25 protein-coding genes are annotated in these 24,632 nt (G+C 65.2%); 15 read left to right on the top strand and 10 right to left on the bottom strand.

Features of this window, described 5'->3' with window-relative positions; genetic code table 11:
• Positions 1-2: 2 nt before the first annotated feature.
• Positions 3-2,222, bottom strand: a complete 2,220-nt coding sequence (gene purL, locus SSO01S_RS06495; protein WP_066796984.1) for a phosphoribosylformylglycinamidine synthase subunit PurL — start codon at positions 2,220-2,222, stop codon at positions 3-5.
• A 97-nt stretch (positions 2,223-2,319) separates the two neighbouring features.
• Here purL and SSO01S_RS06490 point away from each other — a divergent pair, with 97 nt between their 5' ends.
• Both SSO01S_RS06490 and SSO01S_RS06485 read left to right on the top strand, forming a co-directional pair.
• On the top strand, positions 2,320-2,733 hold the full coding sequence (locus SSO01S_RS06490; protein ID WP_157073671.1) for a PAS domain-containing protein: 414 nt from the start codon (positions 2,320-2,322) through the stop codon (positions 2,731-2,733).
• A 57-nt stretch (positions 2,734-2,790) separates the two neighbouring features.
• Positions 2,791-3,534 (top strand): hypothetical protein, encoded by a 744-nt coding sequence (locus tag SSO01S_RS06485; RefSeq protein ID WP_066796978.1) that lies wholly within the window; start codon positions 2,791-2,793, stop codon positions 3,532-3,534.
• Here SSO01S_RS06485 and arsC read toward each other — a convergent pair.
• The 4 genes from arsC to aroQ form a co-directional block, all read right to left on the bottom strand.
• On the bottom strand, positions 3,531-3,866 hold the full coding sequence (arsC, locus tag SSO01S_RS06480; protein WP_066796977.1) for an arsenate reductase (glutaredoxin): 336 nt from the start codon (positions 3,864-3,866) through the stop codon (positions 3,531-3,533). The two genes, SSO01S_RS06485 and arsC, sit on opposite strands and share 4 nt — an antisense overlap.
• Positions 3,867-3,938: 72 nt before the next feature.
• Positions 3,939-5,300 carry an acetyl-CoA carboxylase biotin carboxylase subunit gene (gene accC / locus SSO01S_RS06475; RefSeq protein ID WP_066796976.1) on the bottom strand — a complete coding sequence of 454 codons (1,362 nt, stop codon included), beginning with the start codon at positions 5,298-5,300 and terminating at the stop codon, positions 3,939-3,941.
• 2 nt (positions 5,301-5,302) lie between these two features.
• Positions 5,303-5,791 (bottom strand): acetyl-CoA carboxylase biotin carboxyl carrier protein, encoded by a 489-nt coding sequence (accB, locus tag SSO01S_RS06470; protein WP_066796975.1) that lies wholly within the window; start codon positions 5,789-5,791, stop codon positions 5,303-5,305.
• A 34-nt stretch (positions 5,792-5,825) separates the two neighbouring features.
• Positions 5,826-6,260, bottom strand: coding sequence for a type II 3-dehydroquinate dehydratase (aroQ, locus tag SSO01S_RS06465; RefSeq protein WP_066796973.1), 435 nt, complete (start codon positions 6,258-6,260; stop codon positions 5,826-5,828).
• A 100-nt stretch (positions 6,261-6,360) separates the two neighbouring features.
• Between aroQ and thiS the strand changes: the two genes are divergently transcribed.
• Positions 6,361-7,365 (top strand): sulfur carrier protein ThiS, encoded by a 1,005-nt coding sequence (thiS, locus tag SSO01S_RS06460; RefSeq protein ID WP_083942887.1) that lies wholly within the window; start codon positions 6,361-6,363, stop codon positions 7,363-7,365.
• 41 nt (positions 7,366-7,406) lie between these two features.
• On the opposite strand, the gene SSO01S_RS06455 is transcribed toward thiS, so the two are convergent.
• Positions 7,407-8,948 carry a CocE/NonD family hydrolase gene (locus tag SSO01S_RS06455; RefSeq protein ID WP_066797707.1) on the bottom strand — a complete coding sequence of 514 codons (1,542 nt, stop codon included), beginning with the start codon at positions 8,946-8,948 and terminating at the stop codon, positions 7,407-7,409.
• 496 nt (positions 8,949-9,444) lie between these two features.
• Between SSO01S_RS06455 and SSO01S_RS06450 the strand changes: the two genes are divergently transcribed.
• Positions 9,445-10,488 carry an MBL fold metallo-hydrolase gene (locus tag SSO01S_RS06450; RefSeq protein ID WP_157073670.1) on the top strand — a complete coding sequence of 348 codons (1,044 nt, stop codon included), beginning with the start codon at positions 9,445-9,447 and terminating at the stop codon, positions 10,486-10,488.
• Between the two features lie 6 nt (positions 10,489-10,494).
• Here the strand turns inward: SSO01S_RS06450 and SSO01S_RS06445 are convergent, their stop codons facing one another.
• Both SSO01S_RS06445 and SSO01S_RS06440 read right to left on the bottom strand, forming a co-directional pair.
• Positions 10,495-12,009, bottom strand: coding sequence for a DUF389 domain-containing protein (locus SSO01S_RS06445; protein ID WP_245646631.1), 1,515 nt, complete (start codon positions 12,007-12,009; stop codon positions 10,495-10,497).
• Positions 12,010-12,780: 771 nt separating this feature from the next.
• Positions 12,781-13,380: a class I SAM-dependent DNA methyltransferase gene (locus tag SSO01S_RS06440; RefSeq protein ID WP_066796967.1), complete on the bottom strand. Its 600-nt coding sequence runs from the start codon at positions 13,378-13,380 to the stop codon at positions 12,781-12,783.
• A gap of 90 nt (positions 13,381-13,470) precedes the next feature.
• Between SSO01S_RS06440 and SSO01S_RS06435 the strand changes: the two genes are divergently transcribed.
• Together SSO01S_RS06435 and SSO01S_RS06430 are read left to right on the top strand one after the other, a co-directional pair.
• A complete protein-coding gene (locus SSO01S_RS06435) occupies positions 13,471-13,674 on the top strand; it encodes a CsbD family protein (RefSeq protein ID WP_066796965.1) in 204 nt (67 codons plus the stop codon).
• A 177-nt stretch (positions 13,675-13,851) separates the two neighbouring features.
• Entirely contained in the window at positions 13,852-14,166 is a 315-nt protein-coding gene (locus SSO01S_RS06430; protein ID WP_066796962.1) for a helix-turn-helix domain-containing protein, read from the top strand.
• 4 nt (positions 14,167-14,170) lie between these two features.
• On the opposite strand, the gene SSO01S_RS06425 is transcribed toward SSO01S_RS06430, so the two are convergent.
• Both SSO01S_RS06425 and SSO01S_RS06420 read right to left on the bottom strand, forming a co-directional pair.
• Positions 14,171-15,820, bottom strand: a complete 1,650-nt coding sequence (locus SSO01S_RS06425) for a thiamine pyrophosphate-binding protein (protein ID WP_066796960.1) — start codon at positions 15,818-15,820, stop codon at positions 14,171-14,173.
• 42 nt (positions 15,821-15,862) lie between these two features.
• On the bottom strand, positions 15,863-16,279 hold the full coding sequence (locus SSO01S_RS06420; protein WP_066796958.1) for an energy transducer TonB: 417 nt from the start codon (positions 16,277-16,279) through the stop codon (positions 15,863-15,865).
• Between the two features lie 136 nt (positions 16,280-16,415).
• On the opposite strand from SSO01S_RS06420, the gene SSO01S_RS06415 reads away from it, so the two are divergent.
• The 9 genes from SSO01S_RS06415 (at position 16,416) to SSO01S_RS06375 (ending at position 24,603) form a co-directional block, all read left to right on the top strand.
• Positions 16,416-17,123 (top strand): CoA transferase subunit A, encoded by a 708-nt coding sequence (locus tag SSO01S_RS06415; RefSeq protein ID WP_066796956.1) that lies wholly within the window; start codon positions 16,416-16,418, stop codon positions 17,121-17,123.
• Positions 17,124-17,125: 2 nt separating this feature from the next.
• Positions 17,126-18,178, top strand: coding sequence for an HAD family acid phosphatase (locus SSO01S_RS06410; protein ID WP_245646656.1), 1,053 nt, complete (start codon positions 17,126-17,128; stop codon positions 18,176-18,178).
• A complete protein-coding gene (locus SSO01S_RS06405; RefSeq protein WP_066796953.1) occupies positions 18,179-18,814 on the top strand; it encodes a CoA transferase subunit B in 636 nt (211 codons plus the stop codon).
• Complete coding sequence (locus tag SSO01S_RS06400) at positions 18,814-19,695, top strand: alpha/beta hydrolase (protein WP_066796950.1); 882 nt, start codon at positions 18,814-18,816, stop codon at positions 19,693-19,695. The genes SSO01S_RS06405 and SSO01S_RS06400 overlap by 1 nt, the downstream gene beginning before the upstream one ends.
• Positions 19,696-19,726: 31 nt before the next feature.
• Complete coding sequence (locus tag SSO01S_RS06395; RefSeq protein WP_066796947.1) at positions 19,727-20,389, top strand: hypothetical protein; 663 nt, start codon at positions 19,727-19,729, stop codon at positions 20,387-20,389.
• Between the two features lie 84 nt (positions 20,390-20,473).
• Entirely contained in the window at positions 20,474-21,316 is an 843-nt protein-coding gene (locus tag SSO01S_RS06390; RefSeq protein WP_083942886.1) for a c-type cytochrome, read from the top strand.
• A gap of 70 nt (positions 21,317-21,386) precedes the next feature.
• Entirely contained in the window at positions 21,387-22,829 is a 1,443-nt protein-coding gene (gene leuC, locus SSO01S_RS06385; RefSeq protein WP_066796941.1) for a 3-isopropylmalate dehydratase large subunit, read from the top strand.
• Positions 22,830-23,012: 183 nt separating this feature from the next.
• Entirely contained in the window at positions 23,013-23,642 is a 630-nt protein-coding gene (gene leuD, locus SSO01S_RS06380; protein ID WP_066796938.1) for a 3-isopropylmalate dehydratase small subunit, read from the top strand.
• On the top strand, positions 23,605-24,603 hold the full coding sequence (locus tag SSO01S_RS06375; RefSeq protein WP_174520760.1) for an NADPH:quinone oxidoreductase family protein: 999 nt from the start codon (positions 23,605-23,607) through the stop codon (positions 24,601-24,603). Before leuD ends, SSO01S_RS06375 begins: the two co-directional genes overlap by 38 nt.
• Positions 24,604-24,632 lie beyond the last annotated feature (29 nt).

Here is a 24,632-nt window from a genome sequence, read left to right as displayed (position 1 = left end):
GATTACGCGAGCGCGCCGTCCTCGCCCATCAGCGCGGGGAAGAAGCCTTCATGCGCGGTGCGCAGATCGTCGATGCTGACGCAATAATCGCCCTCTTCCAGTTCGAAGATCAGCCGGTTTGCGATCGTGCGCCCGATCGGATCGGCGACCAGCCCGGCCTTGTCCGCCGCGACGAGGAAATCGGCGAGCGATTCGTCGCGCACGGTGACCACGTACAGGCCCTGATCCTCGCCAAAGAAGCTGCCCGCCACGCCAAAGGGCTGGGGCTGATCGATGATCGCGCCAATGTTCGACGCCAGCGCCATTTCCGCCAGCGCCACCGCGAGGCCGCCATCGGAGACGTCATGGCATGCGGTGATGCAGCCGCTATGGATCGCCGAACGCACGAACGCGCCCGCGCGCCGCTCCGCCATCAGGTCGACGGGCGGGGGAGGGCCTTCCTCGCGCCCGTGGATTTCGCGCAGCCAGATCGACTGGCCCAGATGGCCTGATCGTTCGCCCAGCGCGATGATGATGTCGCCGGTGCCCTTGAAGGCGATGGTGCAGCTCTTCGACCAATCCTTGAGCAGCCCGACGCCGCCGATCGCGGGGGTGGGCAGGATCGCCGATCCGCCGCCGGTCGCCTTGCTCTCGTTATAGAGCGAGACGTTGCCCGAGACGATCGGGAAGTCGAGCGCGCGGCACGCTTCCGACATGCCTTCCAGGCAGCCGACGATCTGGCCCATGATCTCGGGGCGCTGCGGATTGGCGAAGTTGAGGCAGTTGGTCACGGCCAGCGGCGTCGCGCCGACCGCGCTCAGATTGCGCCAGGCTTCGGCAATCGCCTGCTTGCCGCCCTCGACCGGGTCCGCGAAGCAGTAACGCGGGGTGCAATCGGTGGTGATCGCCAGACCTTTGTCGGTGCCGTGGACGCGGACCACCGCGGCGTCGCCGCCCGGGCGCTGGACGGTGTCACCGCCCACCATGTGGTCATATTGCTCCCAGATCCAGCGGCGGCTGGCGATGTCGGGCGAACCCATCAGCTTGAGCAGATCGGCCGCGATATCGGTGCTTTCGGGCACGTTGGTCAGCGGCGCGGGCTTCGGCGTCGGGACATGCGGCCGGTCATAGAGCGGCGCTTCGTCGGCCAGCGGCGCGAGCGGAATGTCGGCAACCACGTCGCCCTTCCACTTCAGCACCATGCGGCCGGTGTCGGTAACGTGCCCGATCACCGCGAAATCGAGCTCCCACTTGCGGAAGATCGCCTCGGCAAATGCCTCGCGGCCGGGCTTGAGCACTATGAGCATGCGCTCCTGGCTCTCCGACAGCATCATCTCATACGGCGTCATGCCGGTCTCGCGCTGCGGCACATCGTCCATGATCAGCTCGATGCCGACGCCGCCCTTGCTGGCCATCTCGACCGAGGAGGAGGTGAGGCCCGCGGCGCCCATGTCCTGAATCGCGACGATCGCGTCGGATGCCATGAGCTCCAGGCATGCCTCGATCAACAGCTTCTCGGTGAACGGATCGCCCACCTGCACGGTCGGGCGCTTCTCTTCCGAATCCTCGCCGAAGTCGGCCGATGCCATCGTCGCGCCGTGAATACCGTCGCGGCCGGTCTTGGAGCCGACATAGACGATCGGATTGCCGATGCCGGAAGCGGCGGAATAGAAGATCTTGTCCTGATCGGCGACGCCCACGGTCATCGCATTGACCAGGATGTTGCCGTCATAGGCCGGGTGGAAGTTCACTTCGCCGCCCACGGTCGGCACGCCCACGCAATTGCCATAGCCGCCAATGCCGTGGACCACGCCCGCGATCAGATGGCGCATCTTGGGATGATCGGGACGGCCAAAGCGCAGCGCGTTCAGGTTCGCGACCGGACGCGCGCCCATGGTGAACACGTCGCGCAGGATGCCGCCCACGCCCGTCGCCGCGCCCTGATAAGGCTCGATATAGCTCGGGTGGTTATGGCTCTCCATCTTGAAGATCGCCGCCTGGCCATCGCCGATATCGATCACGCCGGCATTCTCGCCGGGGCCGCAAATCACCTGCGGGCCTTCGGTCGGCAGCTTCTTCAGATGGATTCGCGAGCTCTTGTAGCTGCAATGCTCGGACCACATGACCGAGAAGATGCCGAGTTCGGTCAGGTTCGGCTCACGCCCCATCGCGTGCAAAACGCGCTCATATTCCTCAGGGGACAAGCCGTGCTCGGCGACGATCTCTGGGGTGATTCCGCTCATGAGCGCAGCCCATAGCGATGGCATTGCGCGCCGTCACCCTCCGCTGTGCTGCCGCGCGTAATCATTGGGTAAGCCCCGCTCGACTAAGCGTGTGGCCATGCACGCAATCATCCCCCAGGTCGAACTCGGTAGCCGCACATGGCGGCATGCTACACGGTCTGCGGAGCCGATGCGTCCGGCGGCCTGCGCCGGGCGCTGGCACTGCGATCTCGCCGATGACAGCCTCTCCTGGTCGCCTCCGATCTTCGCGCTGTTCGGGCTCGATCCGGCCAGCCCGCTCGATCGCGACACGATCGTGGAGATGTACGAGCCCGACTCGCGCATGCTGATGGAGCAATTGCGCGCCCGCGCCATCGAGGAGCGCGGCAGCTTCACCATGGAGGCCAGGATTCGCGGCGCCGATGGCGCGGTGCGCTGGATGCTGCTCACCGCCGATGTGGCATGCCATAATGGCCGCCCGACCCAGCTTTACGGCGTGAAGCAGGATATCACGCTGGAGATGACGGCGTAGAAAAAGCTGGTCGCGGCAGGGGCTTTACCCAGGTTAGGTGTCTGATAGGGTCGCCTTGTGGCAAAACCCGGTTTCCTGGAACGGCAGTTTCGCAGGCAATTCACGCCGCACGAAGGCGGCTATTTGCTGCAAAGCGATCATCTCTACTCGTTCGACGCCGATGAGGTGGAGCAGTTCATCGAGGAATGGCGCAGGCACTGGGCCAATCCATGGGTCTGGATTGGCTATTTTCTGATCGGAATCGCGGTTCCGGTCTGGTTCTATTCGCAGGACTATTGGGGCGCAGCCTTTGTGATCGGCGTCATCGCCGGCATTGCGATGGTCGTCAATCTCACCTTTCCGCTCCGCCAGCCCTATGACGTGGCCGCCGGTCGCGCGCCGCTGCCGGAAGCACCGGTGTGGCGGCCACCGACGGGGCTGGGGGTGATAGGCGGATTTGGCGCCGCAGCCGCCTATGGTTGTTATGTCTGGTATATGCACGAGCCGGGGGAGCCATGGCTCAGCGGGTTTGAAATTCCCGTGCTGCTCTGGGCGTTGATCTTCCTGTGGTTTGCATTCGTCCAGCTGGTGCTGTGGTGGCGCGCGAGCGGCTTTTCACACAAGCCATTTTCTCGGGAAAAGGCGGAGGAGCTTCGCGGAAACGGCATCTATTTCGCGCTTGCGGTCCTGGCCGTCTGCCTATGGTTCTCGCCGAACGCCGACTGGTGGGAGCGTATGCTCTCGATCGGCGTGCTGGTCTTCTTCGCGGTCGTAGATGTGGTGAAGCGCGTGAGAGGGCGCGAGGAAGCCGACGCCGCCTAGAGGATCTCGCGCACCGCTTCCGGCGGCCGCCCCAGCCGCACGCCCTTTTCGGTCTCGACCAAGGGCCGCTCGATCAGGATCGGGTCGGCGGCCATCGCCGCCAGGATCGTCGCATCATCGGCATCCGCCAGCGGCTTCGCGCCCGGTTCGGCCTTGCGCAGCACCTGCGCCGCCGTCAGCCCGGCGCGATCGAACAGCCGCGCCAGTTCCGCTGCGCTGGGCGGCGTCTTGAGATACTCGACCACTGCAATTTCGGCCCCCGCATCCTGCAGGATCGCCAGCGTCTCGCGGCTCTTGGAGCAGCGCGGATTATGCCAGATCGTCGCTTTCATTCGCATCCTCGTCACCCCGAATGGCCGGGGTTGTAAGCGGGCGGGAGGCCCCGGCTCGCGCCGGGGTGACGGCTAGTTCGCCGAATCGTCCTGCTGCGCCAGCCATTCCTCCAGCCACTTGATCGTATAGTCGCCGTTCTGGAAGTCCGGGTTCTCGATCAGCGCCTGATGCAGCGGGATCGTGGTCTTCATCCCGTCGATCACGAATTCTTCCAGCGCACGGCGGAGACGCCGGATCGCGCCCTGGCGGCTGGTGCCATAGACGATCAGCTTGGCGATCATGCTGTCGTAATAGGGAGGCACCTTATAGCCGGTGTAGAGCCCGCTATCGACGCGCACGTTCATGCCGCCCGGCGCGTGATAGCCCTTCACCAGACCCGGTGAGGGGGCGAAGGTGCGCGGATCTTCCGCGTTGATGCGGCATTCGATGGCGTGCCCGCGGAACTGCACGTCCTCCTGCCGCAGCGTCAGGCCATGGCCCTCGGCCACGCGGATCTGCTCGCGAACCAGGTCGAGCCCGGTGATCGCCTCGGTCACCGGATGCTCCACCTGCAGGCGGGTGTTCATCTCGATGAAGTAGAACTCGCCATCTTCCCACAGGAATTCGATCGTTCCCGCGCCGCGATAGCCCATATCGGCCATCGCCTTGGCACAGATGCCGCCGATCCGCGCGCGATCTTCCGCACCCAGCACGGGGGAGGGGGCCTCTTCCAGCACCTTCTGGTGGCGGCGCTGGAGCGAGCAGTCGCGCTCGCCCAGATGGATGGCATTGCCCTCGCCATCGCCGAACACCTGGATTTCGATGTGGCGCGGATTGCCGAGATATTTTTCGAGATAGACGGTGGCGTCGCCGAACGCGGCCTTCGCCTCGCTGCCGGCCTGCTGCATCAGCGTCTCCAGCTCGTCTTCCGAGTTGCAGACCTTCATGCCGCGGCCGCCGCCGCCGGACGCTGCCTTGATGATCACCGGATAGCCGGCCTTGGCGGCGATCGCCTTCGCCTCGGCCACGTCGCTGATCGCGCCGTCCGAACCGGGGACGAGCGGCAGGCCCAGCGCGCGCGCGGTGCGCTTCGCCTCGATCTTGTCGCCCATGGTGCGGATATGCTCGGGCTTGGGCCCGACAAAGATGATCCCGTGCGCCTCGACGATCTCGGCGAACTGGGCATTCTCCGAAAGGAAGCCATAGCCCGGATGGATCGCGTCCGCGCCGGAGATTTCGGCGGCGGCGATGATCCGGGGCACGTTGAGATAGCTTTCGGCGGCGCTGGGCGGCCCGATGCAGATCGCCTCGTCGGCCAGCCGCACATGCATCGCGTCGCTATCGGCGGTGGAGTGCACAGCCACCGTCTTGATGCCCATTTCGTGGCAGGCGCGGTGGATGCGCAGCGCGATCTCGCCGCGATTGGCGATCAGGAGCTTCTTGATCTCGGGCATCGTTACTCGACGACCACGAGCGGCTGGTCGAACTCGACCGGCTGGCCGTTCTCGACGAGCACGGCCTTCACCGTGCCGGCGGCGGGTGCGTGGATCGGGTTCATCACCTTCATCGCCTCGATGATCAGCAGCGTATCGCCGGCGGAGACCTTGTCGCCCACGCTCACGAAGTTTTTCGCCTCGGGGTTCGCGGCGAGATAGGCGGTGCCGACCATCGGCGACTTGACCGCATTGAGGGCAGCGGCAGGCGCAGCCTCGGCTGCGGGCGCGGCGGCGGCAGGTGCTGCGGCGGCAGGGGCGGGGGCAGCGGCATAGGCCGGCGCCTGCATCACCTGCGGGGCTGCGTGCACGGTGCGTGCGACGCGCACCTTGCGGTCACCGTCCTCGACTTCGATTTCGGTCAGGTTGGTATCGTCCAGCACAGCGGCGAGCTGGCGCACAAGGTCGATATCGACGTGCATCGCCCCCGGCTTGTCGTTCTTGTCGGCCATTTGACTCTTCTTCCGAATGAAAGCGCGCGCTCTGTCAGATGCGCGCGGCGGCTTCAAGCGCAAGCATGTAGGAAAGCGCCCCGAAGCCCGCGATGGTTCCGCGCGCGGCGCGGCCCACATAGCTTTCGTGGCGGAATTCCTCACGCGTGAGCGGATTGGAAAGATGCACTTCGATCACGGGCGTTTTGATCGATTTGATCGCATCGTACACGGCAAGGCTGGTATGCGTGAACGCCCCGGCATTGAGCAGCACGGCCTTCGCCCCGCGCGCCTGCGCCTCCTGCAGCCAGTCCACCAGATGCCCTTCATGGTTTGACTGGCGCATGTCGATCGTCAGCCCCAGTTCGCGCCCGCGATCCTCAAGCTGGCCGGCGATATCGTCCAGCGTGTCCGAGCCATAGATTTCGGGCTCGCGCGTTCCCAGCAGATTGAGGTTGGGGCCGTTCAGGACGAAAATCGTATCGGCCAACGCCAAGCCTTTCGGTTGCGGCCCAGACTTACGGTTGCGGGCCGTGCGGGGCCCTCCCTATATGAGCCGCGTCCCCCGATCAAATCGCTTAAGGAACGATATGCACACCGACGGCACCGTCTCGATCACCGTCAATGGCCAGCATAAGCGCGTCCGCGCCGGGCTGACCATCGCCGGGCTCGCCGAGGAACTGGGGCTGGTGCCAGCCAAGCTGGCGGTGGAGCGCAACCTCGAAGTGGTCCCGCGCTCCACGCTCGATTCCGTGCTGGTAGAGGATGGCGACGAGCTGGAGATCGTCCATTTCGTCGGCGGCGGCGATCATTCCGGGCCGCGGGCGGACGATAGCTGGACGGTGGCGGGCAAGACCTTCCGCTCGCGCCTGATCGTCGGCACCGGCAAATATAAGGATTTCGAGCAGAACGCCGCCGCCGTCGCGGCCAGCGGCGCCGAGATCGTCACCGTCGCGGTGCGCCGCGTGAATGTCAGCGATCCCAACGCGCCGATGCTCACCGATTATATCGATCCCAAGAAGATCACCTATCTGCCCAACACCGCCGGCTGCTTCGATGCCGAGTCGGCGATCCGCACGCTGCGCCTGGCGCGCGAGGCGGGCGGCTGGGATCTGGTGAAGCTCGAAGTGCTGGGCGAGGCGCGCACCCTGTATCCCGACATGGTCGAGACGCTCCGCGCGACCGAGATTCTCGCCAACGAAGGCTTCAAGCCGATGGTCTATTGCGTCGATGATCCGATCGCGGCCAAGCGGCTGGAAGATGCCGGCGCCGTCGCGATCATGCCGCTCGGCGCGCCGATCGGTTCGGGCCTAGGCATCCAGAATCGCGTCACCATCCGCCTGATCGTCGAAGGCGCCAAGGTCCCCGTGCTCGTCGATGCCGGCGTCGGCTCGGCCAGCGACGCCGCCGTGGCGATGGAGCTTGGCTGTGACGGCGTGCTGATGAACACCGCCATCGCCGAGGCGAAGGACCCCATCCTCATGGCCGCCGCGATGAAGTCCGCCGTCGAAGCAGGCCGCATGGGCTATCTCGCCGGCCGCATGGGCAAGCGCATGTACGCCGATCCCAGCAGCCCACTGGCGGGGTTGATCTAAGGGGGGCGCATCCGCCCCCGGGGATTTGCGGCGCGATGAAGCTAGGGCTTGACGCCGAGCCGCGCGAGCTGATCGATCGCGCCGCGATTGGCGGGGTTCAGCGAAAGCGACTTTCGATAGGCTTCGATCGCCGGGGCTTTCATCCCCGCCCTCGCATAGGCTTCCCCCAGGCTATCGAACGCGTTCCAGCTATCTGGGTGGAGTTCTGCGGCAAGGCGAAGGATCGCGACCGCGCCTTCGACTTCGCCGTCTCCCAGCAATGCATAGCCCCAGCTATTCAGGTCGCGCTCCGATAGCGCGAAGCCGGGATCGCGCTTGCGCCAGGCTCCATAGATCGCGGACGCTTGTTGAAAGCCGCGCCGCGCCAGTTCGGCTGCGAAGGCGGCGCGGGAGGGCGGGGCGCCCTGCGCTTTGGTCCGATAGAGGGTGAACAGATGCGCGGGCGCCTCGGTCTGGGAGGCGGGCAGCTCAAGAAACGCCCGGGCCGCCGCGTCATCCTTCAGATAGCCGTCCAGAAAGCGCCGGACATAGGTTTCGAGCCAGGCATTGGCGACGGAAAGCTCATCCTTGTCATAGTCGCCATAAGCACCATCGGGCAGAAAGCGCTGGCCCATGACCGAGAAGTTGGAATGGACATAGGGGGCGAGCGTCACCCGGTAGAGATCGGCATATTTCATCTTGTTGAGGAAGCTGCGCTCCGCATTCATATCCGAGGGAAGGTCTTCCAGATGCCTCGGGGTCGCCGCGACATAGAGCATCGGAACGGTGATCCGATCGGGCGTCAGGAAGCGGGATTGCTCGATAACGTCGGGATAGCTTCGCACCGAGCCGTCGAGCGAAACCAGCGCATCAATCCGCGAGTCCTTCGCCGCCGCCATGACGTTCGCCAGGCCTCCCCAGCTATAGCCGATCACCGCAAGGCGCTCCGTGTCGGCATTCGGCAGAAGGTGCGCGAAGCCGATCAGAAACTGGATATCGCCCATCTGGGTTTGGACGCCTTCCAGGTCGTCGTTCATGCCCTCCATGGATTGGCCGGTGCTGGGGCTTGCAATGACGATATAGCCCTGGCTTGCCAGAAACTCGGCGAGATCGGCGTTTTCGAACGCTGGGGCTCGATAGCTCGGCGCGTAGATGATGACCGGGAACTTGCCGGAGCTTGCCGTCGCATCGCGCTTGGCCAGCATCGGCGCCGATAGCTCGGCCTTGGCCCGGTCCGGGGGCAGGGTGCCCGTCCGGCTCTGGACATAGCGGGCCTCCAGCCGCGCCCGCTCTGCGGCTTGGGCCGGAAAGCTGTCCGATGTCCCGCCCAGGCGCATATAGTCGCCGGCGCTGGTCGCCCGGCCCGTTGCCTTGTCGGCGGGGTACCAGATCAGCGTCTGCACCGGTCGCGCCCGCTCCCCCTCGGTCGGCTTGCCCGTGAAGGGATCGGTGGCGCCACGATAGCCGCGGCTCTTGTCATATTGCTCGACAACGCGCAGCCCCACCGCATGCGGCCCTGGCGGATTGATACGGGTGAAGTGCGATTGCGCCGAAGCCATGCCTGGCATGATCAGCAGGGCGATCGACAATAACAGGCTTCGCATCGAGACGTTCCTTATGCGCCATGCGCGATCTGTGCTGATCTGCGGCACCATGTTGAGAAGATTGAACTAGTTTCCGTGGATGCTGGCCAGAATACCTGAATATTCTAGGGCATTGCGCTCCGGACGGATCGGGGAAGATACTCCGAAAGGCTGCGACGCAGAGTTTCCCGGTAACCGACTATTCACCCGGCGACTCCTGATTATGGTCTGGCCTTTCAAACGCTCGATACACAGCGAACTGAATGATTAGTGCGCGGACCGTTTTGCGCAATATCCGCCATTCGCTCTTGGTACGCCCAGTTCATCAGGAGTCCGGAGCGGGCGCAAGAGAGTTTTCGCCATTGGCAGGCAATACTGGGCCAGCCTTCGACTGACCTTCCCGCGTTCTCGACACCCTCGGAAACATGCCCTCCGGCTGCCTGCGAGCTTGACGAAAAGGGGCGGCTTCCTAGGGGTGCGGTGAACAAAATCGGAAAGCTCATAGGGGGAGGGGCGCGTGAATTCCTGGTCGGCCGGTGTCGCGGCAATTCTGGCATTTCCACTGGCGTTGCAGCCGCTTCTCGCACAGCAGGCTCCGCCCCAGTCTCCGGCCGAACCGCCCGCGCCCGCCGTTGGCGACGGCCTGTACTCCGATGCCGCAAAGCGCCTGGTCGCGGAAGCCGCCATCGCCGCGGGACAGGATCTGACCGCCGAGCTGGCTTTGATGTGCCGCAAGCAGCCCCCGCCGCGCGTGCCGAACCGCCCCGCAGCCGAAGGTGCCGCCGCCCCCGCGCCCCGGCCGCCTCGCCCGCAGCCGCTTCTCCACGCGCCCAATCGCGTCTTCGACAATGTCTATCATTTCGGCACGAGCCAGGTCGGCGCGACGGTCATTCGCACCTCCGCCGGGCTGATCCTGATCGACACGCTGATGACCGCGGCCAATGCCGAGCATCTGCTCGTCGCCGGAATGGCGCGTGAGGGGCTGCACGTGCGCGACATCAAATATGTCGTCCTCACCCACGCGCATGGCGATCATCACGGCGGCCTGACCTATCTCCGCTCGCTCAATCCCGCCATCCGCGCGGCCATGTCCGCCGATGACTGGGCCTATTCGCGCGCGCCCTTCTACATGCCCGATGGAAGCCTCGATCCCGCCCCCAAGCCCGTCTGGCAAAAGGGCGATATCAGCTATGCAGACACGCTCCGCCTGAAGCTCGGCGGCACCACGATCCACCTCGTCAAGACGCCCGGCCACACCCCCGGAACCTCCGGCCTGCTCTACAATGTCACCGTGAACGGCCGGCAGGAGACCGTGATGCAATGGGGCGGCGGCCAGCCCCAAAACGCCGACTACAGCCTCGCCACCGTCGAAACCTTCTTCGCAGCCGCAAAAGCCTCCCGCCCATCGATCCTGTGGTCCAGCCATAACGGCCCCGATTTCAGCGCAAAGGCCGCGCAGGTGCAGCCCGGCTCGCCCAACCCCTTCGTCTGGGGCCAGGAAAAGATTGGGCGCTACATCGCCGTCGTCACCCTCTGCAAACGCGCCGTCGCGGCGGGGTAGGGGCGATCATTCGGGCGCGCGTGGGGCGGCTTCGGCCTGCCATTCCAGCCGAGCGGCCCCGCCCGGGGCTCCCGGCTCGGCGGTGCCGCCGCGGCTGACGATGCCCTGGGCAATCGCCTCGCGCTGGGCGCGCGTGCCGCCGTCCACCCTCAGCCCCCGGTTCAGCCGCGCCGAACCCCAGGCGGCTGCATCGAGCGCCCTGCCATCCACCACGCCCTCGCTGATCGCGATCCCCGGCGGCGCAACTGCGTCCGGCGGCGTCAGCGTGACGCGCCATTCGGGAAGCGCGCGCACGGCTCTCGCCTCAAGCTCGCGATAGCCGTCCAGCCCCAGCTCCGCGAGCGGCGCGGCGGTGGCGGCAAGCGAGTGCCCGTCATCGCCGGCATGCACCTCCGCCGGCTTGACCCCGGCGATCAGCGCCAGATCGGCGGTGGCGCGTTCGCGGCTTTGGCCCGCCGTCGCGCTCTTGACCGTGATCGCCCGCGAAATCTGGGTGGCTTCGGTGCCCGGGTCCTGCGACGTCCGCAGTTGATCGACATGCAGGTCCACCGGGCTGCCCAGCCGCTGGCGAAGCGCGGCGGAAAGCCTGGCATCCGCGCCGGGTTCGATCCGGGGCGTCAGCACCGCCGCCCGGATGGTGATCGGATCGGCATCGTAATCCACGTCCAGCGCGCCAAGCCGCGATCCTTCGGGAAAACCCGCGCGAATGACCTCGCCGATCTGGCGCTGCGCGACCGCCTCGAACGCGATCTGCCGAAGCCCCGCGCCCAGCGGGATCGAGAGCAGGCCGAGCGCCGCCACGAACAGCGCAAGCTGCCACCTCGTATGCTGGGACGAAAGATGGCTGCCAAAGCCATAGACCCGCGCGACGAGCGCGGCGGTCAGCGTGATCGTGATCGCGTTGGTCAGGAACAGCAGCAGCGATCCCGAAAACACCGCCCAGTTCCACGTCGCGATCCCGAAGCCGACAACGGCGAGCGGCGGCATCAATGCGATTGCGATCGCCACGCCCACCACCGTGCCGCCACGCCCCCGGATCAGCGCATAGGCGCCCGCAACGGCGGAGAGCAGCGCCACCAGCAGATCGAACAGCGTCGGGCGCGTCCGGCCGGCGATCTCGCTCGTGATCGTCTGGATGGGGGACAGCCATACGAACACGACCGACAGCAGGATGGCGATCAGCGAGCCCGCGATCAGCGCCGTCGCCGATCGCCGCATCTCGCGCGTGTCGAGCGTCGCAATGCCAAAGCCCAGCCCGATGATCGGCATCATCAGCGGCGACAGCAGCATCGCCCCGATCAGTACCGCTACCGAAGGCATCAATAGCCCCAGAAGCGAGATCGCGACCGAGACGACGATCAGGAACGCGTAGCGGCCCGACCATCCCGAATCCTCCGCGATCTGGCGTAGCACATCATCATGATCGACGCCGCCGACCACCCACATATCCCACCACCGCCGCAGCTTCCCCCGCGCCGCCTTTGGCACCTCCGGCGCCACCGCCTCATTCCGAACAATCATCCCGCGCCTCTAGGCCAATCGCCCCGCGATGCGAAATCTTCGTCACCCCGAACTTGTTCCGGGGTCCACCAAGCCATGGGTGCGCACTCAGGAGCCTCGTGTCCATCGCGTGCCGCCAGGTGGATCCCGGAGCAAGTCCCGTCACCCCGAGCTCGACCCGGGGTCCCGCTTCTTCCTCGAATATCGTCAGCACTGCGCGGTGCGGCTGACTCGGCTCGTGCATCATGCGCAAGCCATACGCGTCAGAGATAGCGGGACCCCGGGGCAAGCCCGGGGTTACGGGGGAGAAGGCTGGCTCTCTGCTCGACACAGTCGCGGATCTTGAATCTTCGTCACCCCGGACTTGTTCCGGGGTCCACGGAGAAATGGTTGTTTAGGCTGGAGCCTCTTGTCCATCGCCTGCCGCCAGGTGGATCCCGGAACAAGTCCGGGATGGCGGGTGTGAACATGGGGAATGTCGGCCTCCCACCCATAGTCGGCTTTGTCGCGGGGCGCGACGACCGCAGCTATCGCGTAGCGGCTGTCCCATAGACCCCGCCCAGCCCTCTTCCCCCTTGCAATGTAGGATTTCGCCTGCTTGGCTCGCCCTTCGCGAGTGCCTCGGCATCGCCGCTCTTTGACCTGTCCGGACCTTGTCTATGCCGCGCGCGAAGCCATGTTCGCGCGCGATTCTACGCGCGAAGCCGGCGCACCTCCAGCGCGTGCCCCCGGTTGCATCCGTGTCCGCAAAACCGCGTTCTTGGTGTCACTTTTGTGTAACCTTCCGCGCGTTCAGTGCCCCTTGCGCACGAACCATACGCTGCGCCCGCCGACATGCGGGTCGTCGGGCACGAAGTCGATTTCCATCAGCCCCAGTTCGTCGAACAGCGCGCGATATTCGAACGGCGCCAGGCTGGCGTGATAGATGTCTTCGCCGAATTGGTGGCCGATCGCCTCGCCGCGTGCGGGTCCGGTGTTGAACAGTATCGCGCCGCCCGGCTCCAGCCAGCCCGCCATCCGGGTGAGCATCGCGGCCTGATCGTCATGGTCGAAGTGGAACAGGCTGTCCCACGCCAAGATGCCGTCGAAATTGCGGCTCATCACGGCCCTGCGCATATCGGTGTGCAGCCAGATCTGGCGTGGAAAGCGCGTGCGCGAAAGGGCGATCATCTTGGCGGACACGTCCACGCCGGTCAGGTGATAGCCCTTGTCGATCATGTAGCGACCCACCGGCTCGCCCGCGCCGCAGCCCAGATCGAGGATGTGCCCGTCCTTGCGCACCGCGAGCAGGAAGCGGTTCAGCCAGTCGCGCTCGACAAAGTTGCGGCGGCGCGCCGCATCGAACGCATGCGCATGGCGTTCATAATGCTCGGCAATCCGGTCGGGCAGCATCGGGAACCCCCACTGCGTCAGAACCGTTGGACCACGGTGGAAATGAGCCGGCGCGCCCCTGCGCCGGTACCGTGCCAGGAGGCTGAAATCATGGGTGAACTGACCGACAAGATCAAGGGCAACATCAACGAGATGGTCGGCAAGGCCAAGCAGGCGATGGCGGGCGACGCGGACGATCCGCAGCGCACCCGGGCCGACGACCGGCTCGCCGCCGAGGGCAAGGCCCAGGAATTGAAGGGCAAGGGCGAGCAATTTATGGGCAAGGTGAAGGGGGCGCTGGGCGACGATATCTGACCCCGGTATAGCTAATGAAAGCTTGCGCCGGATAGGCAGGAAAGGGCCGTTTCGCTTTGGCGAAGCGGCTTTTTCTTCCACTGGCCGCACGACTCCACCGCGACGCCGCAGCGGGTTTGACTCAAGGGGCGGAAGCCTCGGACACCGCTGACACGCCGACTCAGTCCGGGGGGACGTATGTACCACGCCCAGCTTGCTTATTCCGAAGATGCCGTGCTGCCGTTCGGGCAGGATGAAATCGCGCAGGTCGATCTCAGCAGGCTCGGCCCCACGCTGAAGCGCGCGCGCGAGGCCAAGCGGCTGACGCTCGAGGATGTCGCAGCAACGACCCGGATCAGCCTGCGCTACCTAACCGCGATCGAGAATTCGCGCTTCGATACGTTCGTCGGCGCGGTCTATGCGATCGGCTTCGTCCGGGCCTATGCCCGGATGGTCGGCATGTCGGAGAAATGGGCCGCCGACACGCTCCGCGCCGAAGCGGGCTGGCGCTAGCCGCTCAGCCGCCCCGAACGCTGGTGATCGTCAGCCCCGGCGTCAGGAACTCCACATCGGTCTTGAGGTGCAGCAGCCGAACGCCCGGCGCTGCCAGCGCGCGGTCGAGCGCGGGTGCGAAGCCATCGGTTGTCTCCACCGTCTCCGCCCAGCAGCCATAGGCCCGCGCCAGCGCCGCGAAGTCCGGATTGTGCAGCGTCGTGCCTGACAGGCGGCGCGGATATTCGCGCTCCTGGTGCATCCGGATCGTGCCATAGGCGCCATTGTCGATGACGAGCACGAGGATGTCGGCTTGGTGCTGGATCGCGGTGGCGAGTTCCTGGCCGTTCATCATGAAGTCGCCATCGCCCGCCAGCGCCACGACCGGGCGGTCCGGCGCGCGCAGCTTGGCGGCCACTGCGGCGGGCACGCCATAGCCCATCGCTCCGGCCGTGGGCGCGAGTTGCGAGGGCTGGGCGGCATAATGCCAGTAGCGGTGCCACCAGGAGGAGAAGTTGCCTGCGCCGTTGCAGATGATCGCGTCGGGCATCCGATCGCGCATCGCCGCCACGCACTGGCCGAGATCGAGCGCGACGCCTTCGCGAGGCTTCGGTGTCGACCATTCGAGCCATTCGGCATGGGCTTCGGCACCGTCCGGGCGCTGTTCGACATCGCTGGTCGGCACCGTCATCATCTTTGCGAACTGGCCGGGATCGGCGCAGATCGCCACGTCCGTTCGATAGACGCGGTTGAGCTCGTTGGGATCGGGATGGACGTGGATCAGTGTTTGGCCGGGGTGGTCGGGCGTGATCAGCGTATAGCCGTCCGTCGTCGCCTCGCCGAGCCGGGCACCGAGCACCAGTACCACATCGGCTGCCTTGACGCGGGCCACCAGCTTCGGATTGGGACCATAGCCGAGATTGCCCGCGTAGACCGGACAGTCATTCGGCACGGCGTCCTGCCGCCTGAAAGCGGCTGCCAGCGGTAATCCGAACTCGGTGGCGAAGGCGCCGACGTCCGCAAGCGCTGCGTCGTCCCAATATGCCCCGCCGATGATTGCAATGGGGGCGGAAGCATTCTCCAACAGGTCGCGGGCTTCGAGGTCCTTGACGATGTCACTATCCTGAAGAATGCGATCGATGCGTGGCCGGTCCAGCGCCTCGACCACATCGCACAGCATATCCTCGGGAAGGGCGATCACCACTGGACCCGGCCGCCCGTTCATCGCAGTCGCGTAGGCCCGCGCCACATATTCGGGAATCCGCCGCGCATCCTCGATCCGCGTCGCCCATTTGCAGATCGGTCCGAAAAACGCCGGGAAATCGACTTCCTGGAAGCCTTCGCGATCCCGCATCCCGCGATCGACATCGCCGATGAACAGGATCATCGGCTGACTGTCCTGCATCGCGACGTGCACGCCGATGCTGGCATTGGTCGCGCCTGGCCCGCGCGTGACAAAGGCCACACCCGGCCGCCCTGTCATCGCCCCGTCCGCGCAGGCCATGAAGCCGACCCCGCCTTCCTGCCGGCAGGTCACCACGTCGATCTGCGGCACATCATGCAATGCGTCGAGCACGGCGAGGAAGCTCTCGCCCGGCACGTGAAAGATGCGGTCGCAGCCCTGTGCGACCAGATTGTCGACGAGGATCCTGCCCCCGGTGCGTGTAGCGGTCATGGCCGTCGTCCTAGCCCGGTAGCGGCTTCGCTCCAAGTCCGGCTATTGCCTAGCGCGGCGAACCTCGTCGGTGATTTTCCAGGCGACGATGTAATCGAACACGGCGTGGGTCGGTTTCCCCTCGGCATCGAGAGCCGGCGTGAACCTTGTGCGGCGCGTCAGCAGGCCACAAGTCCAAGCGTCCAGTATCCGCGAACCGCTCGATCGCAGGACGGTGCAGTCGCTTGCCTTGCCCTTGGCGGAAACGAGCAGTCGGATACCTACGTCGCCCTCTTCGTTCGCCCGGAATGCAGCGTCGGGGTAATCGTCGGGCGTGATGAGTGCAGTCAGCGGCTGGCGGGGCACCGGCTGCACCATGGCGGGCTGGCCCGACCCGGGGTCGCGCGGCCATACGATGGACTGCCCCGCAGCGGGCGAAGCACCGGCCAGTGCCAGCACGAAAAGAGCGATACGGATCATAGTGCGGACTGTGGATATGCCACGCGGAGTCGTCAATCTACGCGGAATGGCCTCCACAAGTTGAAAACTGGTTCAGGTTGACCGTGGCGCAGCTGCGGGACTATCGCGCGGCCAAGCCACGGAGAGAATCGCGCCCATGAAAAAGCTCTACCCCAACGCAGAAGCAGCGCTGGAAGGGCTGCTGTTCGACGGCATGACCATCTGCGCGGGCGGCTTTGGCCTGTGCGGCATTCCCGAGCGGCTGATCGACGCGATCCAGGCATCCGGCGTGAAGGACCTGACCATCGCGTCGAACAATGCCGGCATCGACGGCGAAGGGCTGGGCAAGCTGCTGCGTTCGCGCCAGGTCAAGAAGATGATCTCCTCCTATGTCGGCGAGAACAAGGAGTTTGAGCGGCAGTATCTGGCAGGCGAGCTTGAGGTCGAGTTCTGCCCGCAGGGAACGCTCGCCGAGCGGTGCCGCGCGGGCGGCGCGGGGATCCCCGGCTTCTATACCAAGACCGGCGTCGGCACGCAGGTGGCCGAGGGCAAGGAGGTCAAGAATTTCGACGGGCAGGATTACATCCTCGAACGCGGCATCCGCAGCGATCTATCGATCATCAAGGGCTGGAAGGCGGACGAGGCGGGCAACCTCATCTTCCGCAAGACCGCGCGCAACTTCAACCAGCCGATGGCGACTGCGGGGCGGATCTGCGTTGCCGAAGTCGAGGAAATCGTGCCGGTGGGCAGCCTGGATTCCGATAGCATCCATCTGCCCGGCATCTATGTGAAGCGGATGATTATCGGCGCGCCGTATGACAAGAAGATCGAGTTCCGCACGGTGCGCGAGCGGGCGCCGGCGTGAGCATGCGTCCCGCCATTGCTGCGCTCATGGCCGGGTCGGTGCTTCTGTCCGGCTGCGTTGTCGCTGCGATCCCGGTCGTCGCCGCAGCGGGGATCGGCAAGACGGCAATCGGCGGCCAGGACAGCAAGAAGCGCAAGTCCCGCAACACGCAAAAGTCATCCAAGCCAGGCCAAGTCATCGATACGGGTAACGGCACCGCCGTCGTCACCGATCTCAAGGCGCTGCCTGCGCCGAACGGCCCCGCGCAGACCGCGCCCAAGCCCGTCGTCGTGCCGCCCGAGATGCAGTATCTCTATGGCTCTGGCGAGGCTGCGGCGATCAGTATCCAGGCCTATCGCGCGCTGTGGAATTTCGTGAAGCTCGAGATCGGCTATCGGCGCGACAAGAGCCAGATCAACTCGGTGGTGCTGTCGCGCGATGCGACCCTGACCTCGCCCAAATTCGATCCGTGCGGCAAGCGCAAGCTGGCGGTCGTGCTCGACGTCGATGAAACCGCCTTGCTCAACCTGGGGTTCGAAGCCGACGCCGCGGCGCGGCCGAGCGCCTATGATCCGGCCAAATGGTCGCGCTGGGAACAGACGGGCGCAGACAAGGTGGTGGCGGTCCCCGGGGCGGCGGAAACGCTGGCGGCGATACGCGGCGAGGGGATCACGGTGATCTTCAATTCGAACCGCGCGACCTCAAGCGCGGCGCAGACTGCGGCCGCTATCGAAGGCGCGGGGCTGGGGTCAGCGGTGCTGGGCGACACGCTCTGGCTGCGCGACGAAGGCGCGCCCAGCGGCAAGGACGAACGGCGCTGGAAGATATCGGAGACCTATTGCGTCGTCGCGATGGTGGGCGACCAGCTCGGCGATTTCAGCGACCTGTTCAACACCGGCGAATATAGCGTCAGCATGCGGCGCAACATGACGAGCGAGAGCCTGCTCGCCACGCTCTGGGGCGCTGGCTGGTTCCTGCTGCCGAACCCGGTTTACGGATCCGCGCTGCACGGCGGACTCGACGATGTGTTTCCCAAGGACAAGCAATGGGCCGATCCGGCCGAGGAGAAGAAGTAAATGGCCTGGACCCGCGACGAAATGGCGGCGCGCGCCGCACGCGAGCTGCAGGACGGCTTCTACGTCAACCTTGGCATCGGCATCCCCACGCTGGTGGCGAACCATATCCCCGAAGGCGTGGAGGTAACTCTCCAGTCGGAGAACGGGATGCTCGGCATTGGGCCCTTCCCCTATGACGACGAAGTCGATCCCGATCTGATCAACGCGGGCAAGCAGACGATCAGCGAGTTGCCGCAATCGGTCTATTTCGGCTCAGAGCAGAGCTTTGCGATGATCCGCGGCGGGCATATCGACCTGACCGTGCTCGGCGCGATGGAGGTGAGTGAGACCGGCGACATCGCCAACTGGATGATCCCGGGCAAGATGATCAAGGGCATGGGCGGCGCGATGGATCTCGTCGCGGGCGTGAAGAAGATCATCGTGGTGATGGAGCATAACTCGAAGAACGGTGATCCGAAGTTCGTGCCAGCATGCAGCCTGCCGCTGACCGGCAAGAATGTCGTGGACATGATCATCACCGATCTGGCCGTGTTCCAGCGTCCCGATCACGACAGCCCCTTCAAGCTGATCGAGCTGGCACCCGGCGTCACCCATGAGGAACTGGCGAGCAAGACGACGGCGAACTATACAGTCTGATGTGGCGCAAGGCCGGGCTCCTCGCGCTGGCGATCGTCCTGGGGCTCGGCATCATGATCGCTTTCACCTCTGCGCCCGCTTTGCTGTCGTTCCTGGATGGTGTGATGGGCGGCGGTTCGGGTGCGCTTCGCACCGGAAGCTCGATCCCGTTCGGCACGCAAGGGCAGAGGCTGGACGTGTGGCGTCCGGCAGGTGCTGCCGCATCCGGGCGGCCGGTGGCCATCTTCTTTTACGGCGGCGGCTGGGTGAAGGGCGACCGGCGGGCATATAGCTTCGCCGCGCGTGCATTGGCGCGCGAGGGCTTCGTCGTCGTGGTGCCGGATTATCGCAAGGTGCCGGCGGTGCGCTTCCCCGCATTCCTCCAGGACGGTGCCGAGGCGGTCAAATGGACGCGCGACCATGCCGCCGAGTTTGGCGGCGACCCCGCGAAGATCGCCCTGATGGGGCATTCGGCGGGTGCGTACACGGTCGCGATGCTGGCGCTCGATACGCGTTGGCTGGCAGCCGAGGGGGTGGACCCCGCGATCATCAAGGCGGGCGTGGGGCTTTCCGGCCCCTATGATTTCTTCCCCTTTACCTCCAGGCGGGCGATCGACGCGATGCGGGGCGCGGCGGATCCGCAGATGACCCAGCCGCTGCACTTCGCGCGCAGGGACGCACCGCCACTGCTGTTGGTTACTTCCACCGCCGACGACACCGTTCGGCCAAAAAACGCGATCAACCTCGACGCGCGGCTTCGCGCGCTGGGTGCACCATCCGACCTGAAAAACTATTCGGGCCTAACCCATGAGCAGGTAGTGATGGCGCTGTCCGTGCCGTTTCGCCGCAAGGGGCCGGTGCTGGCCGACAGCACGAAGTTCCTGAAACGCCACCTCAATTGACTATATGGGGGCAAAGGCGCAGCCTCCCGCCATGCTAGCCGCCTTTCGTCGCCGGTATCTCGATCTTCTGGGCTCGATCTACATCTATAACGAGCATCGTGGCTATACGAGCATCGATCGCGTTCTGGAGGCCGTGAAAGCGCGCGAGCCGGACAATACGCATCTGATCGTCGCTATCGAGAAGCACCGCGCCGACGAGCGCAAACATTATGTGATGTTCAAGCGGTGGTTCGAGCTTCAGGGCAAGATGCCGCTCAGCGTCGACCGTACCTGCGGGCATATCGACCGCTTTGTCGAGATTATGTTCCGCCGCTCGATCGACGAACTCGATACCAATCGCATCATCGCCGAAGACGCGCAGTTCGAGAAGCTCTGCCGCGTCATATCGCTCACCGAGCAGCGCGGTTACAAACAGGTCGAGATCTTGCTCAGGCATCCGTTGGTAAGGCCGGACAAGACGCTCATCAGGATATTCCAGATCATCGAGAAGGACGAGCCGAGCCACTGGGCACCCTATGACGGCTGGCTCAGGGCAAACGGCAAGCGTGATCCCAAATGGTGGGAGCGGGGAATCGACACTTTCATCCACTCCGAACTGCTATTCCTCAAATTGCCGGCCCTGTTCGTAAATCCGTGGCTGAAGCGGCGGACGGAATGGCAGGACGCGCACGATCCCCTGCCGCCGGTGGCCTGATCCTCCGTCGCATCCTCGTCGCGGGGAGGGGGACTGTCATTTTCATTCCAATATGTGCAGGCTTCGCCAAAGGGAGGGCGGAGCATGCGGATTTGGATCGTTCGTGGATTGATCGGGGTCGCCGCCGTAATCGTGTTGGCGCTGGTGGTGATCTATGCTGGTTCGCAGTGGAAGCTGCGCCAGGGCCACGACATCGCGGCATCTGAACTTGTCATTCCCAAGGACGCGGCGTCGATCGCGGAAGGCGCCCGGCTGGCTAAGATCGCCGGCTGCCGTGACTGCCACGGCCAGAGCGGCGAAGGCGGATTGCTCGCTGAAGATCCCATGCTCGGCCGCATCGCGCCACCCGCGCTGGCGGCTGCTGCGGCGCACTATACCGATCCCCAGCTTGAACGTGCCATCCGCCACGGCGTTCGGCACGACGGCAGCGCACTGTTCGTCATGCCGACCGCCGCGCATCGCTTCCTCGCTGATGACGATACTGCGCGCATCATTGCCTGGATCCGCAGCCTGCGCGCCCAACCGAGCGATTCCCGCGCCATCACCAGCTTCGGCCCGCTAGGGCGCGCCTTGCTCCTCGTCGGCGTGATCCAGCCGAGCGTGCGTCCGGAGAAGGTGTCTTCGCCCACGCGTCCGGCGGACACGGGCCGCTATATCGTCGATTTCTCATGCAAAGGGTGCCACGAACTGCACTCGTCGCGTCCGTCCGACGACGGCAAGCAGATTGTGCCGCCTCTGGCTATGGTTTCGGCGGCCTATGATCTCCCCGCGTTCAAGAAGCTGATGCGCACCGGCCTGCCACCTTCGGGCCGCGACCTCGGCATGATGAAGGCGGCCGCACTTGGCGGCCTGCATGTGCTGACTGATGCGGAGATCGAGCAGATCCACGCCTATCTGAAGCTGGAGGCCGAAAAGCCGCTGCAATAGCTCTGCTTCACGCCACAAAATTGCGCGACGGGTTGCGGGCGCGATCGATTTGAGTAGAGCCGGACGGATCATGGCTAGCCGTCCGCTCACACTGTATGAGAAAATCTGGGCCGATCACGTCGTCGAACGGCGCGATGACGGCACATGCCTCATCTATATCGATCGCCACCTCGTTCACGAAGTGACGAGTCCGCAAGCCTTTGCGGGGCTGCGCGCGCAGGGGCGCAAGGTGCGGCGTCCTGATCTTACGCTGGCGGTGCCCGATCATAATTTGCCGACCACGGCGCGCGTCGATGCGGCGGGCAACATGCTGCCGATCGCCGATCCGGAAAGCGCCAACCAGCTCTCGACACTGCGCGCCAATGTCGCGGAGTTCGGCGTGCCTTATATCGACGCGCTCGATGCCCGGCAGGGGATCGTCCACGTCATCGGGCCGGAACAGGGCTTTACGCTGCCCGGCACTACCCTGGTGTGCGGCGACAGCCACACTTCGGCGCACGGCGCGCTGGGGGCGTTGGCGTTCGGGATCGGGACGAGTGAGGTTGAGCATGTGCTCGCCACCCAGACGCTGCTGCTCCAACAGATGAAGACGATGGAAGTCCGCGTCGATGGGACGCTGGGCTTCGGGGTCAGCCCCAAGGATGTCGTCCTTGCCATCATCGGCAAGATCGGCGCGGCGGGCGGCACGGGCTATGTCATCGAGTTCACGGGCGAAGTGATACGGGCCATGTCGATCGAGGGGCGGCTGACCGTTTCCAACATGTCGATCGAAGGGGGTGCGCGCTCGGGTCTGATCGCGCCCGACGAGACTACCTTTGCCTACCTCAAGGGCCGTCCGATGGCGCCGAAGGGCGCGGACTGGGACAAGGCGGTCGCTTATTGGCGCACGCTGCCCAGCGACGCGGCTGCGCAATATGACCGGAGCGTGCAGCTCCACGCCACCGATATCGCGCCTTCGCTTACCTGGGGAACCAGCCCTGAGGATGTGGTGCCGATCACCGGCCATATCCCCGATCCGGAAAGCTTTGCCGATCCATCCAAGCGCGTCGCGGCGCAGAAGTCGCTCGATTATATGGGGCTGACGGCCGGAACCGCGATGCAGGATATCGGCGTCGAGCACGTCTTTATCGGGAGCTGCACCAACAGCCGCATCGAGGATCTACGTGCGGCGGCGGCAGTGGTGAAGGGCCGCCGTGTCGCGGACCGCGTGCGCCAGGCGCTGATCGTTCCGGGTTCGGGCCTGGTCAAGCGGCAAGCGGAGGCGGAGGGTCTGGATCAGATCTTCATTTCGGCCGGATTCCAGTGGCGTGAGCCTGGTTGCTCTATGTGTCTCGCAATGAACCCGGATAAAGTGCCCAGCGGCGAACGTTGCGCTTCCACCTCGAATCGAAATTTCGTAGGACGGCAGGGTCCGGGCGCACGGACCCACCTGCTATCCCCCGCAATGGCGGCGGCCGCGGCGGTCACGGGGCGCCTCACCGATGTCAGGGAGCTGATGTCGGCGGATGCGTGAGGGGGTGCCAAATGAAGCGTGCGTTGATCGTGCTTATCGCCGGAACGGTGCTCAGCGGACTGGCCGCAGCCTATGCGGGCACATTGCCGTCGCAAAGGACCGCAGCGGTCCGCTGACCGCGAACCCGCGGGCCATTATTGCAGATACAGCGCCGGGTTTCGGCCTGGAAGGGAGCTTTGCGGCGTGGATCCGGTGAGGCAGGTGGAGGGGTGCGCTTATCCCTGGGGGGCCAAGAACATTGATACGGATATCATTATCCCTGCGCATTGGTTGAAGACAACTACGCGAGAGGGACTTGGAAGGGGTGCATTCGAGACGATCCGCGCGCAGGAAGGCAATATCTTCGACGATCCGCGCTACGCCGGCAGCCCCATATTGATCGCGGGCGACAATTTCGGATGCGGATCCAGCCGCGAGCACGCCGCATGGGCACTGGCCGACCTGGGCATCAAGGCGGTGATCGCGCCGAGCTTCTCCGACATCTTCTCGGGCAACGCCTTCAAGAACGGCATCGTCCCCGTCGTTCTCCCGCAAGAGGCGGTGGACCGGCTGATCGAAGTGGCGAAGACCGAAGAGATCACCATCGACCTGGAGACGATGACCGTCACCACGCCGTTCCAGGACCGCTTCACCTTCGAGCTCGACGCCTTCCGCCGCCAATGCCTGCTCGAAGGGCTGGACGAGATCGGACTGACGCTGGCAAGAGATACCGCGATTTCGAAATTCGAATCCGGTGCCGCCGAAGCGCGCCCCTGGATCAGCGTAGGAGCGGGAAATGAAGGCGTTGCTATCGAAGGCGATCGGCGGACCTGAAACTCTAAGCCTGGACGACCTGCCCGATCCGGTGGCGGGCAAGGGGCAGGTGGTGGTCGCGGTAAAAGCCTGCGCGATCAACTTTCCCGACGTGCTGATTATCGAGGACAAATATCAGTTCAAGCCTGCGCGCCCCTTCGCCCCCGGCGGCGAAATCGCTGGCGTGATCGAGAGCATCGGCGAAGGTGTCTCCGGCTGGACGGTCGGAGACCGTGTCATCGCCGTGCCGGGCCATGGCGGACTCGCCGAGAAGATGGCGCTGGGCGCAGGCCAATTGTTCCGCCTGCCCGAAGGCCGCAGCTTCGAGGACGGCGCGGCCCTTCTGCTCACCTATGCCACGACGATCCATGCGTTGCTGGATCGCGGCAGGTTGAAGGAGGGGCAGACCCTGCTTGTGCTGGGCGCTGCCGGTGGCGTGGGCCTTGCCGCCATTGAGCTGGGCAAGGCGTTCGGCGCGCGCGTGGTCGCGGCGGTATCGTCCGAGGAAAAGGCGGCCGCCGCCAAAGCAGCCGGCGCGGACGAAACCCTGGTCTATGGCCGCGCTCCGTTCGACAAGGACGCCAGCAAGGCGCTGGCCGAACAGTTCAAGGCCGCGGTCGGCCCCAAGGGCGCCGACGTGATCTACGATCCGGTGGGCGGCGATTATGCTGAGCCCGCGCTCCGCTCGATCGCCTGGGAAGGGCGCTACCTGGTCGTCGGCTTCCCCGCGGGCATCCCCAAGCTCCCGCTCAACCTTACGCTGCTCAAAAGCTGCGACGTCTGCGGTGTCTTCTGGGGCGCTTTCGCTGCGCGCGACCCGCAGGCCAACCAGGCCCATGTCGATCGCCTCTTCCGCCTGTGGAGCGAAGGCAAGATCGCGCCGAAGGTGACCGAGACCTTCGCCTTCGCCGATGGTGGCAAGGCGATCGCGAAGCTGGGCGCGCGCGAGGTGATCGGAAAGGTCGTGGTGCGCGTTAGCTGACCGCCGTACCAAGCTGATAGCGGCTCGCG

The sequence above is a fragment of the Sphingomonas soli NBRC 100801 genome (genome assembly GCF_001591025.1).
Lineage (GTDB): Bacteria > Pseudomonadota > Alphaproteobacteria > Sphingomonadales > Sphingomonadaceae > Sphingomonas > Sphingomonas soli.
Note: the sequence above shows the minus strand (reverse complement) of the source record. Positions and strands in the feature narration are given on the sequence as shown.